We start from the raw sequence: 13457 nt of genomic DNA on the forward strand, positions 1-13457 counted from the left end.
GGAGCCCCGGGGAGCGGCCGCGCCATGACGACCACAGAGACGACCACCACCGGCGAGGGCCAGGAAGCCGCTGCCCTGCTGGAGAGAACCAGAGAAACGGTCAACCCGGAACTGCGCCGGGCCGTCGAGGGCCTGCCCGGCTCGATGCGGCGCGTGGCGATGTACCACTTCGGCTGGGAGCACGCGGACGGCACGCCGGCCGCGGGCCATACGGGCAAGGCCATCCGGCCTGCCCTGGTGCTCGCCTCGGCCCAGGCCTTCCAGGGGCCCGGGTGCGGGGTCCAGGACGTCGTACGGGCGGCCGTGGCGGTGGAGCTGGCGCACAACTTCACGCTGCTGCACGACGACGTCATCGACCGGGACGTCCGGCGGCGCGGGCGGGAGACCGCCTGGACCGTCTTCGGGATACCGGACGCGATCATCACCGGCGACGCCATGATGTCGCTCGCGCTGAACCTGCTCGCCGAGGACCCGCACCCGGCCTCGGCGGAGGCCTCGGCCCGGCTCACGGCCTGCGTCATCGAGCTGTGCGGGGGCCAGCAGGCGGACTGCGCCTTCGAGCAGCGCGAGGACGTCTCCCTCGACGAGTGCCTGACCATGGCCACGGCCAAGACCGGAGCCCTGCTCGGCTGCGCGTGCGCGCTCGGCGCGCTGTACGCCGGGGCCGGGCCGGACGAGGTCGACGCCATGGACGCCTTCGGGCGGGAGGCCGGGCTGGCCTTCCAGCTCATCGACGACCTGATCGGCATCTGGGGGGATCCGGGGCACACCGGCAAGCCCGCCGGGGCCGATCTGCTCGTCCGCAAGAAGTCCCTCCCGGTCGTGGCCGCCCTCACCTCGGGCACCGCGGCGGGGAAGGAGCTGGCCGCCCTGTACGCGGGCCCCATGACCGGGGACGACGTGCGCCGGGCCGCCGAGGCGGTGGACCGGGCCGGCGGGCGCGACTGGGCGCAGGCCCACGCCGCGGACCGGATGGGCCGGGCGGTGCAGCAGCTCTCGCGGGCCGTGCCGGACCTCGGGGCGGCGGGCGGGCTGCTGGCCCTGGCGGAGTTCGTCACGCGCCGTACGAAGTGAGGGCGTAGCCGCGCTCACATGGACAGGGAGGCCTGTTCCGGCACCGCGGGGTGCCGGAACGGGTCTTTCTGCGTTCCCGGGTCAACTCTAGGATCACTCACGGTTGTTGACGTGTGAGTGAAGTGAAGGGTGTGACCCATGGCGCTGGAGATACGTCAGGCGGATCAGTCGGACCGGGACGCGGTGGCAGGCCTGCTCGACCAGGCCTTCCGCACCGACCCGGTGAGCAGCTGGGTCTTCCCGGACCCGGAGCACCGGGCTGCGGTGCACGGGAAGTTCCTCGGCGTGTTCGTGGACGTCGCGCTCGCCGAGGGCCGGATCGACTACGCCGTGGACGGCTCGGCGGCCGCGCTGTGGCTGCGCATCCCCGCGGGCGATCCGGAGGGGGAGGACGTCGAGGACGACGTCCCGGCGAAGATGCGCGCGGTGGCCGACCCCGGCAACGAGCGGTGCGAGCTGGTCGGCAGGCTGACCGGCGCCGTGCACCCGACGGCCGAGGAGCACGAGTACCTGCTGATGATCGCGGTCGAGCCGGGCCGGCAGGGCGAGGGCCTGGGCGGGGAGCTGATCCGGCCGGTGCTGGAGCGCTGCGACCGCGAGGGCGTGCCGGCGTACCTGGAGGCGAGCAGCGAGCGCAGCGGCCGGCTGTACGAGCGGCTGGGGTTCGAGCACACGGGGACGCCGGTGCAGCTGCCGGACGGGCCGCTGATGTGGCCGATGTGGCGCAAGCCGCGGGGCTGACCGGGGTGCTTACTGGTGAACCCTTGCGGAACCACTTCGCCTGAAGTACTTTGACTGGCGTGCTCCGGTGCGGGGCGCTGCCTAACGGAAGAGATCAGCTTGCGCAAGCTCACGTACTTCGTCGCCACGACCATCGACGGCTTCATCGGGGCCCCGGACGGCGACGGCGACTTCTTCTACACGTTCCTCGACCCCGAGTTCATCGACCACCTCAAGGCCGAGTACCCGGAGACCGTCTCCTCCCAGGGCCGCCAGCAGCTCGGGATCGAGGACGCGCCGCCCAAGCGCTTCGACGCGGTCCTCATGGGGCGCGCCACCTATGAGCCGGGCGTCAAGGCGGGCTCCACCAGCCCCTACGGCCACATGCGCCAGCAGTACGTCGTCTCGCGCTCCCTCACCGTCGCGCCCGACCCGGAGGTGGAGCTGATCAGCGGGGACCTCGTGGCCAAGGTCCGCGAGCTCAAGGCCCAGGACGGGCTCGGCATCTGGCTGTGCGGCGGGGCCGACCTCGCGGGCCAGCTGGTCGACGAGATCGACGAGTTCATCGTCAAGACCTACCCGGTCTTCGCCGGCACCGGCATGCCGATGTCGCGGGCCGGCTTCGGGGTCCGCCGGCTGGAGCTGACCGGGACCAAGACCCTCGGCGGCGGCCAGGTCGTCACCTCGTACGACGTCCTGCGCTGACCCGCACACCCCGCCGGATGCGCGGAACCGGCCTACCGTGGAGGCATGACCGGTAAAGAGCAGCACGCGACGGAACACGCGACGGTCGCCCCGCGGGCCGGGCACGAGCAGCAGACGTGCCCGGCCTGCGGGCGCCCCGTCGACACGCTGGTCAGGCGCCGCAAGTCGCTGGGGATCTTCGTGCCGGAGTGGAGCCCGGGTCCCTGCCGGAACCCGGACTGCACGGCGTACGTACCTCCGGAGGGCTAGCCCTCCAGGAGTCCCTACCTAGCCCTTCGAGCCCAGGCCCGAGGCGACGAGGCCGTTCGCCCAGAGCTGGTTCACGCGTGAGCGCTCGGCCGAGTTCGGGGTGGCGTTCGTGCACGAGGTGCCCGGCCCGCCGCCCGACATGAGCTCGCTGCACGGCCCGGAGTAGTGGTCCGGCAGCCCCAGCACGTGGCCGGTCTCGTGCGAGGTCACGCGGGTCGAGTTGTACTGCTGGTTCTGCCGGTAGTCGAGGAAGATGTAGCCCCGGCCGTGACCGTCCGTGCTCGCGTACGAACCGCGCGAGTCGTTGCCCTCCCGGTACGAGAAGTTCCCGCCCGAGGACACCTCCTGCAGCTTGACGTTGGACACCGAGCTGTTCCAGATCTGCGTGGAACGGGCTATCACGGTGCGGAAGCTGGGCGCGTTGCGGGTGTTGTAGGTGACGGTCACGGCGAGGGCGCCCGGGTTCGCGGCGCGCTGCTCGGCTACCGAGCGCTGGACGGCCTCGAAGAAGGCCCGGTTGGCGGCCTGGTTCTCCTGCGAGCCCTCGTACGCGGCGTAGCTCGCGGCGTCGCCGACGGGGGCGGGCGCGGCCGCGGCGGGGACGGTGCCCGCGAGGGCGGCGGCGAGGCCGAGACCGACAGTGGTGGCCAGTAAGGCCTTTCGGGAGTGGCGCATGTGGGGGAGCTCCTACTCGTCCGGTGCGGTGGGGGGTGGTGGTTCGGTACCGGAGTCTGCGGGACCACGAGCGTCCGGCGGATGATGTCAGCCCTCGATAACGCGGAGCTATCGGGGAGTTTTCGGCAGGGCAACTACCGTGAGAATGGCGGGATTCGGGGGGATACCAGTGGCTGGTGCGGTCCGCCGGGCCCGGCCTACCCTCGGGACATGGAGCTTGAGGTCAGGCACCTGCGCGCCCTGTGCGCCATCGCCGACGCCGGGAGTCTGCACAAGGCTGCCCGGCAGCTCGGCGTGAGCCAGCCCTCGCTGACCACCCAGCTGCGCCGCATCGAACGGGCCCTGGACGGCGAACTGTTCCTGCGCGAGCGCACCGGCTGCCGGCCCACCCCCTTCGGCCGCACCGTCCTCGGCCGGGCCCGGCCGCTGTTGGCCGAGATGGCCGCCCTCGTCGCGGAGGCCCGGGCGCTGGCCCGCGGGCCCCGGCTGCGGATCGGCTCGACGGCCAGCCGGGCCCTGCCGGGCTGGCTGCGGCGGCTGCACCGCCGGCTGCCCGACACGGAGACCTCGCTGGTCGTGGACGTCTCGGCCAACGCCCTGCTGCGGATGGTGGCTTCGGGGCAGCTCGACGTCGCCTTCGTGCACGAGGTGGAAGGCAGCCCGCTGCGGGTCCCGGCCGGGCTGCAACTGCACGTACTCATGGAGCGCGAACCGCAGTTCGTGTCGATGTCCCGGGACCATCCGGCCGCGGCCCGGCCCGTGGTGGAGCTGCGGGACCTCGCCGCCGACCGCTGGGCCGTCGACCCGTCGGTGGACGGGGAGTGGGCCGGCCTGCGCCGGGTGTTCGCCGGAGCCGGGCTCGACCCGCCCGTACTGCACGCCGACTACCACACAGCGACCTCGCTGATCGTCTCCGGCGAGGCGGTCGCCCCCTGCCAGCCCACCTCCGGCCCGCGCGACGACATGGCGATCCGGCCGCTCTCCGGCGACCCGCTCGCGGTACGGCTGCTGCTGGCGACCCGGCCCGGCGCGCACGCGGAGGTGTACGAGGACCTCCGCGCGGCCTACCGCGAAGCCGCCCTCGGGACCCCGCCGTACCGGGCCTGGCTGCACCGGCACGCGCGGGAACCCGCGGCGGCGCGCCTAGGGCTCGTCGTCGGTGGCCCCCGGGGCGAGGGCGGGGGCCGGGAAGGCGTACCGGGCCTCGGCGCCCTGCCACCACACGCCGATGGCGAAGACGGCGGCGGCCTCCAGGAGCGCCGCCCGGTCGAGGCCGCCGCAGGGCAGCGGGGTGCAGCCCATGCCGGTGACGAGCGCGGTGGTGACCCGTACGGCCTCGGCGGAGTCGGCGCAGAAGGGCACGGCGAGCGGGGCGCCGTCGAAGACGGGCTCCTCCATGGTCCAGATGCTCTCGTGGACGAGGCCGAACACCTTGACCAGGTGGGCGCCGGGAGCGGCCGCGGCCAGCCGCAGCGCGCTGCTGCCGGCCAGTACCGGGCCGCCGGGCCCCATCGCCATGGGGACGGTGCAGTCGAGCAGGACCCGCCCGGCCAGGTCGAGCGGCCGGACCACGTCGGCCGCCGCGTCGGCGGGCACGGCGACCAGTACGGCCTCGCCGTGCGCGGCGGCCCCGGCCGGCGTCCCGTGGCCGCGGGCCCCGATCCGCCCGGCGGTCCGGGCGGCCGCGGCGGTGTCCCGGCCGCCGACGTACACGTCGTGTCCGGCGCGCACCCAGGCGCCGCCGAGTGAGGTGGCCATCTGGCCGGTGCCGAGAATTCCGATGCGCATGCTGCGCCTCCAGTCCTTGGGGTGTCGGTCCCGCCGAAGCTAGGCGCGCCGATAGGCACCGCACGGTGTGCATCGGCCGGGGCAGGATGACCCCATGGAGCCAAGCGATCTGGGAGGCGGCGACTTCGCGGCGGACTGCCGGGCGCGGGTCGCCTTCGAGGTGCTCGCGAACCGATGGGACAGCGTGATCGTCTTCGCCCTCGGCGAGGGCGGCCCGACCCGGCCGCGGGACCTGCTGACGCGGATCGGGGGGATCAGCCCCAAGGTGCTGAACCAGGCGCTCAGGCGGCTGGAGTCCAACGGCCTGGTCGAGCGCCGCGCCTACGCGCAGGCCCCGCCGCGGGTGGATTACGCCCTGACCCCGGCCGGCACCGCGCTGCTCGCCCCGATCCGCGCGATGGGCGCCTGGGCCGCCCGCTGGGCGGACGAGGTCCTGGCCGCCCAGGACCGCTCCGCGACGGACCGGTAGCCCCGCCCGTTCGCGCCGATGCGGTGGCGCACGGTCGCACGCATGACGCGGCACCGGGAAACGCGGGCCTGGGCGTACGACAACGGCCCGGCCGCTCGGGGCGGTCGGGCCGTTGTCGTGTGCGCTCTGAACAGCAGCGCGGGGAGTTTCCTCGGGCGCCCGGATCAGGCGGCCTTGGTCTCCCAGAAGATGCGGTCGATCTCGGCGATGAGCTCCAGGGCCTTCGCGCCGGTCGCCGGGTCGTTGGACGCCTTGGCGGCCGAGAGGGCCTTCAGGGTGTCGTTGACCAGGGTGTGCAGCTGCGGGTACTTCTCAAAGTGCGGCGGCTTGAAGTAGTCGCTCCAGAGCACCGAGACGTGGTGCTTCGCGAGCTCGGCGCGCTGCTCCTTGATGGTGATGGCGCGCGCGCGGAAGTCGGCGTCGTCGTTGGCCTGGTACTTCTCCTGCACGGCCTTGACGGACTCGGCCTCGATGCGGGCCTGGGCAGGGTCGTACACGCCGCACGGAAGATCGCAGTGGGCGGAGACCTTCGCCTTGGGGGCGAAGAGGCGGGAAAGCATGGAGTTTGTCCTCCTCGTGATCGTCTTCTCAAGGGGGAGATTACTCCGTGAGAAAGACGATTTCGCGGCCGCCCCATGGGCTTAGGGCAAAAGTCCAGGGTCGTGTCGGGAGCGGTGAGCGAATGTACGGGCGCGTGCGGCAGCATGCGGGGGGAGAGGAGGAGGTCGGATGGTGGAGAACAGGCGCTCGCGCCCACGGTTCGAGGTGCTGGAGGTGACGGGTCCCTCCATGGTGCCCACGCTGCTCCACGGGGACCGGCTGCTGGTCCGCTACGGCGCCCCCGTGCGGGCGGGTGACGTGGTCGTGCTGCGCCATCCGTTCCAGCAGGACCTGCTCGTGGTCAAACGGGCGGCGGAGCGCCGGCCGGGCGGCTGGTGGGTGCTGGGCGACAACCCGTACAACGAGACCGGCGACAGCACCGTCTACGGGGCGGTCCCCGAGGAACTGGTGTTGGCGACGGCGGTGCTGCGCTTCCGGCCGCGCGCGGCGGATCAGCGCTCGCTCAGGGCCCGGGTCTCCTGGGCGGCGTCGGCGCTGCGGCCGCTGTGGGCGGACGCCTCGGCCTCCAGCCGCTTGCGGGCGCGGTAGGCGGCGACGTTGGCGCGGGTGGCGCAGCGGTCGGAGCAGTAGCGCCGGGAGCGGTTGGTGGAGGTGTCGAGGTAGGCGTTGCGGCAGGGCGGCGCCTGGCAGAGGCCGAGCCGGTCGGGGCCGTGCTCGGTGAGGTGGAAGGCCAGCCCCATGGAGGCGATCGCGGCGTAGCCGGCGGAGGCGTTGGAGGGGTGGTCGGCGAGGTGGATGTGCCAGTTGGGGCCGCCGCGCTCGCCGAGGGTCTCGTGGCCGGAGACCTGTGGGCTGACCGGGAACTCCATGAGCAGGGAGTTCAGCAGGTCGACGGCCAGGACGTGGTCGCCGCCGTCGGCGGCCTCGAAGATGGAGCGCAGCCGGCCCCGGACGTTGCGGAAGCGGGTGACGTCCGTGTCGGTGACGCGGCGGGCCATCTGCACGCTGGCGCCGAACAGGGAGCGGACGGCGTCCACCGAGGTGAGCGAGTCCTTGTTGCGGGCCGGCTCCTCGGTGTTGACCAGGCGTACGGCGTAGTCCGAGTAATGGGCCAGTTCCACCTTTAGTCCTTACGGCTGCGGATTGCTGTCGCGGTAACGGCTGAGATGTATTCGAGGGTATTACGCATCGAGGGGCGCGGCGCCTGCGCCTGCGCGCCGGCACCGGCAGGCGGTACGGGAAGTATTGCGGACCGGCTCCTGCGACGGTTCCCGCAATCCACCGGTACGAGAGCCGATCTCGTCCCCGCGCCGTTGACCGGGGGCCGCCGGGGCAGACGTGAGGGGCGGTACGGGAGTCCCGTACCGCCCCTCAGCCGTGTCACCCGGTTACAGCACCTTGGACAGGAACGCCTTCGTGCGGTCGTGCTGCGGGTTGCCCAGCACGTCGCGCGGGTTGCCGGACTCGACGACGACGCCGCCGTCCATGAAGACGAGGTTGTCGCCGACCTCGCGGGCGAAGCCCATCTCGTGCGTGACCACGATCATGGTCATGCCCGACTCGGCGAGGTCCCGCATGACGTCCAGGACGTCACCCACCAGCTCCGGGTCGAGCGCCGAGGTGGGCTCGTCGAAGAGCATCAGCTTCGGCTCCATGGCGAGCGCGCGGGCGATCGCCACGCGCTGCTGCTGGCCGCCGGAGAGCTGGGTGGGGTAGTTCCCGCCCTTGTCGCCGAGGCCGACGCGGTCCAGGAGGCGTACGGCGCGCTCGCGCGCCACCGCCTTGGACTCGCCCTTGACCATGACGGGGGCTTCCATGACGTTCTCTATGGCCGTCATGTGCGGGAAGAGGTTGAAGCGCTGGAAGACCATGCCGATGTCCCGGCGCTGGGCCGCGACCTCGCTGTCCTTCAGCTCGTAGAGCTTGTCGCCCTTCTGCTTGTAGCCCACCAGCTGGCCGTCGACCGAGAGCCGGCCGGCGTTGATGCGCTCCAGGTGGTTGATGCACCGCAGGAAGGTCGACTTGCCGGAGCCGGACGGGCCGACCAGGCAGAAGACCTCTCGGGGGGCGACCTCCAGGTCGATGCCCCGGAGGATGTGGGCGGCGCCGTACGACTTGTGGACGCCTTCTGCCTTGACCATCGGCTGGGCGGTCACTTCGCCACCTCCGTACGGCGGAACATGTTCAGGTTTGCCTTCAGCCGCTGGAACGGCGTGGGCGGCAGGCTGCGCAGCGAACCGCGGGCGTAGCGGCGCTCCAGGTAGTACTGGCCGACGCTGAAGACGCTGGTCAGTGCCAGGTACCAGATGGAGGCCACGAAGTACATCTCGATGATCGCGCCGGCCGTGGAGCCGATGTTGGAGCTGGCCCGCAGGAGTTCGGTGTACTGCACCGCCGAGACCAGGGAGGAGGTCTTCAGCATGTTGATGAACTCGTTGCCGGTCGGCGGGATGATCACGCGCATCGCCTGCGGCAGCACCACGCGGCGCATGGTCTGCGTCCGGGTCATGCCCAGTGCGTGCGAGGCCTCGCTCTGGCCCTCGTCGACGGACTGGATGCCGGCCCGGACGATCTCCGCCATGTAGGCGCCCTCGTTCAGGCCGAGGCCCAGCAGGGCGACCATGAACGGCGTCATGACGTCGACGGTCTCGTTCTTGTAGATCGGACCCAGGTTGATGTACTGGAAGATCAGCGGGAGGCTGAACCAGACCAGCAGCTGGACGTACACCGGGGTGCCGCGGAAGAACCAGATGTAGAGCCAGGACACGAAGCTCGTGACCGGGTTGTTCGAGAGCCGCATCACCGCGAAGAGGATGCCGAGCACGAGGCCCAGCGCCATCGCGGTGACGCTGATGACCACGGTGTTGCCGAGACCGGCGATCACCGAGGAGTCGAACAGCTTGTCGCCCACCGTCGCCCAGATGACCTTGCCCTGCGAGAAGGCGTAGACCAGCCAGCCGAGCAGTGCGGCGACGACCACGGCGCTGATCCAGCGGCCGTAGTGGCGTACGGGGATTGCCTTGATGGCCTCGTAGGGGGTACCCGAGGCGCCGGGTCCGGCCGGCGGAGTCGCGGCCGGACCCTTGTCGATCTTGTCAGTCACAATGACTGCCCTTCAGTGGAGCGCTCGGACTTCTATCCTGCGTTGACCGTGGCGGACGGCACGGCGCTGTCCTTCACGTTCCACTTCTCCAGGACCTTGGCGTAGGAGCCGTCCTTGATGATGGCGTCGAGCGCTTCCTTGATGGCGTCGCGCAGCTGGGTGTTCTCCTTGGAGAGCGCGATGCCGAAGAGGCCCTTGTCGGCCTGCTCGCCGGCGACCTCGAAGTCGTTGCCGCCGCCCGAGGTCTTCGCGGCGTACGCGGTGACCGGGTAGTCGTTCAGGTCGGCGACGGCGCCGCCCGCCTTGACGCGGGTCTGGGCCTCGGCGTCGGTGTCGAAGGCCTCGATGGTGAGCTTCTTGTCACCGCACTTCTCGGCCTGGGCCTTGAAGGTGTCCTCGTACGTGGTGCCGCGCTGGACGGCGACCGTCTTGCCGCACAGGTCGTCGAGGGACTTGACGTTCTGCGGGTTGCCCTTCTTGACCAGGAGGGAGACGCCGGAGTTGAAGTAGTCGACGAAGTCGACGCCCTTGCCGACCTTCTTGCCTTCCTTGTCCAGACCCTCCTGGCGCGCCTTGTTGTCGGTGATCGACGACATGGCGACGTCCTGGCGGCCGGTCTCCAGGGAGGTGAGCAGGCCGTCGAAGGTGCCGGAGGTGAACTTGAACTCCACGCCGAGCTGCTTCTCGAGCGCCTTGGCGATGTCGGGGTCGACGCCGATGATCTTGCCGCCCTCGATGTACTCCATCGGGGGGTAGGCGGTGTCGGAGCCGACCTTGATGACGCCCGCGTCCTGGATCTTCTTGGGCAGCTTGGCGAACAGCGGAGCGTCGCTGGTCTTGCCCTTCGTCTCCGAGCCGCCGTCGGTCTGGTCGCCGCAGCCGGTGAGGATCAGGGCGCCGGCGACCGCGATCGCGCCGACCGCGGCGATCCGGGACCGGGCGGCGGTCGTACGACGGGTGGTGCTTGCGGTCATGAGCTGGTTCCTCCGGCTGGTGGAAAAGCATCCGAGAAGGGTCGGGCACGCACCATCGAGTGTCGCGACCTTGTGTGATTACGGCATCTTGCCATTCGGACTGACGCATTCAGGCTGCCCATCAGGTCAAAATCAGATAACGGACACCCCCGGCCACCCAACAGGACTGCGGACAAGGCCCCTCCAGACCGCACAAACCCCCGTGACCAGCCCTTTTGGGCTCACTATTTGCGGCGCGTCTCGCCCATTGGACACAGAGGTTTGGACTTTTAGCCAAAACCGGGACAAGCGGCCTATGGTCGAGCAGGAATCGACTCGTCTGGGTGAGCGTTCTTCAGGTAGAACAGATCCTTACACCCCTCATCCGGGGCTCAGGGCGCGCGTGCGGCGCGCCCGCGCGTACGAACCTCCCCTTCGCGGAGACGGGCCAACCGTCGATGCGGAGTACGGACGCGGTGCCCGCCCACCCCTTAACCAGGAGTGGCCACCCTCAATGATTCAAAGGACTTAAGGGGTCACACAAAGTGGCAGCGGAGATCGTCAACCCTCGCAGCGACAGCGTTACGGACAACAACCCGGACGCGGTGTTCGCGCTGCACCGGGGCGGCAAGATGGCAATCCAGGCCACTGTGCCGGTCAACAACTCGGACGACCTGTCCCTGGCGTACACGCCCGGCGTGGCGAAGGTGTGCACCGCCATTGCGGAGCAGCCGGAGCTCGTCAACGAGTACACCTGGAAGTCCAACGTGGTCGCCGTCGTCACCGACGGCACGGCCGTGCTCGGACTCGGTGACATCGGACCCGAAGCCTCCCTCCCCGTGATGGAGGGCAAGGCCATTCTGTTCAAGCAGTTCGGCGGCGTGGACGCGGTGCCCATCGCGCTCGCCACCAAGGACACGGACGAGATCGTCGAGACGGTCATCCGTCTCGCGCCGTCCTTCGGCGGGGTCAACCTGGAGGACATCTCCGCCCCCCGCTGCTTCGAGATCGAGCGTCGGCTCCAGGAAGCCCTGGACATCCCGATCTTCCACGACGACCAGCACGGCACGGCGATCGTGACGCTGGCCGCCCTGCGCAACGCCGCGAAGCTCACCGGGCGCACGCTCGGCGACCTGCGCGCCGTCATCTCGGGCGCCGGCGCCGCGGGCATCGCCATCGCCAAGATCCTCGTGGACGCGGGCATCGGCGACGTCTGCGTCACCGACCGCAAGGGCGTCGTGTCGGCCGACCGCTCGGACCTGACGGACGTCAAGGCCGAGATCGCGGGCCTGACGAACAAGACCGGCCAGACCGGTTCGCTGGAGCGGGCCCTCGCGGGCGCGGACGTCTTCATCGGCGTCTCCGGCGGAACGGTCCCGGAGGAGGCGGTGGCCTCGATGGCGAAGGACGCGTTCGTCTTCGCCATGGCCAACCCGAACCCGGAGGTCCACCCGGACGTCGCGCACAAGTACGCGGCGGTCGTGGCCACGGGCCGCTCGGACTTCCCGAACCAGATCAACAACGTGCTGGCCTTCCCGGGCATCTTCGCGGGTGCGCTGAAGGTCCGCGCCACGCGGATCACCGAGGGCATGAAGATCGCCGCCGCCGACGCCATCGCCGGTGTCGTGGGTGACGAGCTCGCCGCCGACTACGTGATCCCGTCGCCCTTCGACGCGCGCGTGGCCGAGGCGGTCGCGGCGGCCGTCGCCGCGGCGGCGAAGGCGGACGGTGTGGCCCGCCTGGCCTGAGCGCCTGGCTGAGCAGCTGTACGGGTGGAGGTCCGGCCGGAGCGATCCGGCCGGGCCTCCTTCGCATTCGGACGGTTGGCGCACCCTCCCCGCCCCCGAGCGGGGAGGGGTCGCGCCGTCCGGAACCATGGGCCGGGCTGAAGCCGGCGGCCATCGCGGAGGAATGCGGAAAAGCGGGAAAAGGCAAATGCGGCAAAAGGTGGAATGCCGAAAAGATGACAGGCTCATGACGAGCGCGTCGCATGGCTTGAATATTACCCTCGATCGTGGACGGTTCTCGACGTTCCGTTTGTGACTCAGGAGTAGGCAAACCGACTGGTACGACAGGTGGTTGAGGGTCGAACAAGAAGTTCCGCTCGGTCGTCCCGTCGGGCCGGCGCCTCTGGCCGATCAGGGCTACTGGGCGGTAGCCTCTGGCCGCATGTTCGCTGCCTATGCCGCCCGAATCGACCGTGACCAGCCGCTGCGCGGCCTTGAGCTGGGCGAGCGCCCGGCCCCCGAGGCCCGACCCGGCTGGGTGACCGTGAACGTCAAGGCCGCCTCGCTCAACCACCACGACCTGTGGTCGCTGCGCGGAGTCGGCCTCGGCGAGGAGAAACTCCCGATGATCCTCGGCTGCGACGCCGCCGGGATCGACCAGGACGGCAACGAGGTCGTCCTGCACTCGGTGATCGGCCAGAGCGGTCACGGGGTCGGCCCCGACGAGCCCCGCTCGATCCTCACCGAGCGCTACCAGGGCACCTTCGCCGAACAGGTGACCGTGCCCGCCTGGAACGTCCTGCGCAAGCCCGCCGAGCTGTCGTTCGAGCAGGCGGCCTGCCTGCCGACCGCCTGGCTGACGGCGTATCGGATGCTCTTCACCAACGCGGGCGTCCGCCCCGGCGACTCCGTGCTCGTCCAGGGCGCGGGCGGCGGCGTCGCGACCGCCGCGATCGTCCTGGGCAAGGCGGCCGGCCTGCGGGTCTTCGCCACCAGCCGGGACGGGGCCAAGCGCAAGCGGGCGGTGGAGCTGGGCGCCGTGGAGGCGTACGAGCCGGGCGCGCGGCTGCCGCAGCGGGTCGACGCGGTGATCGAGACGGTCGGCGCCGCCACCTGGTCGCACTCGGTCAAGTCCCTGCGGCCGGGCGGCACCCTGGTCATCTCGGGCGCCACCAGCGGCGACCGCCCGGCGCACGCCGAGCTGACCCGGATCTTCTTCCTGGAGCTCAAGGTGGTCGGATCGACGATGGGTTCGAAGGATGAGCTGGAGGACCTGCTGTCCTTCTGTGCCGCGACGGGTGTGCGGCCGGTGATCGACGAGGTGCTGCCCCTGGACCGGGCCCGGGAGGGCTTCGAGAAGCTGGAGTCGGGCGACCTGTTCGGCAAGGTGGTCCTGACCGTCTGACGATTCCCGTTCCGCGGATCCGTATGTC

Annotated in this window: 15 protein-coding genes and 1 pseudogene; 9 read left to right on the top strand and 7 right to left on the bottom strand. The window is 70.8% G+C overall.

All coding sequences use genetic code 11. The annotated features are described in order from the left end of the window. The first annotated feature begins 24 nt into the window (after window positions 1–24). The 4 genes from ACZ7GJ_RS04405 to ACZ7GJ_RS04420 all read left to right on the top strand — a co-directional run bounded on the left by ACZ7GJ_RS04405 (window position 25) and on the right by ACZ7GJ_RS04420 (window position 2748). Complete coding sequence (locus ACZ7GJ_RS04405) at window positions 25–1074, top strand: family 2 encapsulin nanocompartment cargo protein polyprenyl transferase (protein ID WP_470749287.1); 1050 nt, start codon at window positions 25–27, stop codon at window positions 1072–1074. A gap of 138 nt (window positions 1075–1212) precedes the next feature. Then, a complete protein-coding gene (locus tag ACZ7GJ_RS04410) occupies window positions 1213–1815 on the top strand; it encodes a GNAT family N-acetyltransferase (protein ID WP_470749289.1) in 603 nt (200 codons plus the stop codon). A 99-nt stretch (window positions 1816–1914) separates the two neighbouring features. Then, complete coding sequence (locus ACZ7GJ_RS04415; protein ID WP_470749291.1) at window positions 1915–2499, top strand: dihydrofolate reductase family protein; 585 nt, start codon at window positions 1915–1917, stop codon at window positions 2497–2499. A 45-nt stretch (window positions 2500–2544) separates the two neighbouring features. Next, window positions 2545–2748 (top strand): hypothetical protein, encoded by a 204-nt coding sequence (locus ACZ7GJ_RS04420; protein ID WP_470749293.1) that lies wholly within the window; start codon window positions 2545–2547, stop codon window positions 2746–2748. An 18-nt stretch (window positions 2749–2766) separates the two neighbouring features. On the opposite strand, the gene snpA is transcribed toward ACZ7GJ_RS04420, so the two are convergent. Continuing rightward, window positions 2767–3423 carry a snapalysin gene (gene snpA / locus ACZ7GJ_RS04425; RefSeq protein WP_470749295.1) on the bottom strand — a complete coding sequence of 219 codons (657 nt, stop codon included), beginning with the start codon at window positions 3421–3423 and terminating at the stop codon, window positions 2767–2769. Between the two features lie 210 nt (window positions 3424–3633). On the opposite strand from snpA, the pseudogene ACZ7GJ_RS04430 reads away from it, so the two are divergent. Further along, window positions 3634–4542 (top strand): annotated as a pseudogene (locus ACZ7GJ_RS04430) (LysR family transcriptional regulator); the annotation flags it as partial. Window positions 4543–4566: 24 nt separating this feature from the next. Here the strand turns inward: ACZ7GJ_RS04430 and ACZ7GJ_RS04435 are convergent. Then, window positions 4567–5211: an NAD(P)-binding domain-containing protein gene (locus ACZ7GJ_RS04435; RefSeq protein WP_470749644.1), complete on the bottom strand. Its 645-nt coding sequence runs from the start codon at window positions 5209–5211 to the stop codon at window positions 4567–4569. 94 nt (window positions 5212–5305) lie between these two features. On the opposite strand from ACZ7GJ_RS04435, the gene ACZ7GJ_RS04440 reads away from it, so the two are divergent. Then, on the top strand, window positions 5306–5680 hold the full coding sequence (locus ACZ7GJ_RS04440; RefSeq protein WP_470749297.1) for a winged helix-turn-helix transcriptional regulator: 375 nt from the start codon (window positions 5306–5308) through the stop codon (window positions 5678–5680). Window positions 5681–5844: 164 nt separating this feature from the next. Here ACZ7GJ_RS04440 and sodN read toward each other — a convergent pair whose 3' ends face one another. Continuing rightward, window positions 5845–6240, bottom strand: coding sequence for a superoxide dismutase, Ni (gene sodN, locus ACZ7GJ_RS04445; RefSeq protein ID WP_030709803.1), 396 nt, complete (start codon window positions 6238–6240; stop codon window positions 5845–5847). Window positions 6241–6409: 169 nt separating this feature from the next. Here sodN and sodX point away from each other — a divergent pair, with 169 nt between their 5' ends. Then, window positions 6410–6829: a nickel-type superoxide dismutase maturation protease gene (gene sodX / locus ACZ7GJ_RS04450; protein WP_470749299.1), complete on the top strand. Its 420-nt coding sequence runs from the start codon at window positions 6410–6412 to the stop codon at window positions 6827–6829. Here sodX and ACZ7GJ_RS04455 read toward each other — a convergent pair. The 4 genes from ACZ7GJ_RS04455 to ACZ7GJ_RS04470 all read right to left on the bottom strand — a co-directional run bounded on the left by ACZ7GJ_RS04455 (window position 6733) and on the right by ACZ7GJ_RS04470 (window position 10318). Continuing rightward, window positions 6733–7362 (bottom strand): CGNR zinc finger domain-containing protein, encoded by a 630-nt coding sequence (locus ACZ7GJ_RS04455; protein ID WP_470749301.1) that lies wholly within the window; start codon window positions 7360–7362, stop codon window positions 6733–6735. The genes sodX and ACZ7GJ_RS04455 overlap by 97 nt on opposite strands. Window positions 7363–7629: 267 nt before the next feature. Continuing rightward, complete coding sequence (locus ACZ7GJ_RS04460) at window positions 7630–8382, bottom strand: amino acid ABC transporter ATP-binding protein (protein WP_326593562.1); 753 nt, start codon at window positions 8380–8382, stop codon at window positions 7630–7632. Window positions 8383–8393: 11 nt separating this feature from the next. Further along, the gene (locus tag ACZ7GJ_RS04465; RefSeq protein ID WP_470749303.1) at window positions 8394–9344 is read right to left on the bottom strand and encodes an amino acid ABC transporter permease; all 951 of its coding nucleotides are present in this window, start codon (window positions 9342–9344) and stop codon (window positions 8394–8396) included. A gap of 32 nt (window positions 9345–9376) precedes the next feature. Further along, window positions 9377–10318, bottom strand: a complete 942-nt coding sequence (locus ACZ7GJ_RS04470) for an ABC transporter substrate-binding protein (protein ID WP_470749305.1) — start codon at window positions 10316–10318, stop codon at window positions 9377–9379. A gap of 524 nt (window positions 10319–10842) precedes the next feature. Here ACZ7GJ_RS04470 and ACZ7GJ_RS04475 point away from each other — a divergent pair. Together ACZ7GJ_RS04475 and ACZ7GJ_RS04480 are read left to right on the top strand one after the other, a co-directional pair. After that, entirely contained in the window at window positions 10843–12045 is a 1203-nt protein-coding gene (locus tag ACZ7GJ_RS04475) for an NAD(P)-dependent malic enzyme (protein WP_470749307.1), read from the top strand. Between the two features lie 421 nt (window positions 12046–12466). After that, window positions 12467–13429, top strand: coding sequence for a zinc-binding dehydrogenase (locus ACZ7GJ_RS04480; protein WP_470749309.1), 963 nt, complete (start codon window positions 12467–12469; stop codon window positions 13427–13429). The last annotated feature ends 28 nt before the right edge of the window (window positions 13430–13457 follow it).

The sequence above is a fragment of the Streptomyces sp. NPDC037242 genome, assembly GCF_055604165.1.

Coding starts and splice junctions, on each gene's coding strand:
- ACZ7GJ_RS04470 (WP_470749305.1), bottom strand. CDS start 10,318: ATGACCGCAAGCACCACCCGTCGTACGACCGCCGCCCGGTCCCGGATC.
- ACZ7GJ_RS04460 (WP_326593562.1), bottom strand. CDS start 8,382: ATGGTCAAGGCAGAAGGCGTCCACAAGTCGTACGGCGCCGCCCACATC.
- ACZ7GJ_RS04420 (WP_470749293.1), top strand. CDS start 2,545: ATGACCGGTAAAGAGCAGCACGCGACGGAACACGCGACGGTCGCCCCG.
- ACZ7GJ_RS04440 (WP_470749297.1), top strand. CDS start 5,306: ATGGAGCCAAGCGATCTGGGAGGCGGCGACTTCGCGGCGGACTGCCGG.
- ACZ7GJ_RS04410 (WP_470749289.1), top strand. CDS start 1,213: ATGGCGCTGGAGATACGTCAGGCGGATCAGTCGGACCGGGACGCGGTG.
- ACZ7GJ_RS04435 (WP_470749644.1), bottom strand. CDS start 5,211: ATGCGCATCGGAATTCTCGGCACCGGCCAGATGGCCACCTCACTCGGC.
- snpA (WP_470749295.1), bottom strand. CDS start 3,423: ATGCGCCACTCCCGAAAGGCCTTACTGGCCACCACTGTCGGTCTCGGC.
- sodN (WP_030709803.1), bottom strand. CDS start 6,240: ATGCTTTCCCGCCTCTTCGCCCCCAAGGCGAAGGTCTCCGCCCACTGC.
- sodX (WP_470749299.1), top strand. CDS start 6,410: ATGGTGGAGAACAGGCGCTCGCGCCCACGGTTCGAGGTGCTGGAGGTG.
- ACZ7GJ_RS04405 (WP_470749287.1), top strand. CDS start 25: ATGACGACCACAGAGACGACCACCACCGGCGAGGGCCAGGAAGCCGCT.
- ACZ7GJ_RS04480 (WP_470749309.1), top strand. CDS start 12,467: ATGTTCGCTGCCTATGCCGCCCGAATCGACCGTGACCAGCCGCTGCGC.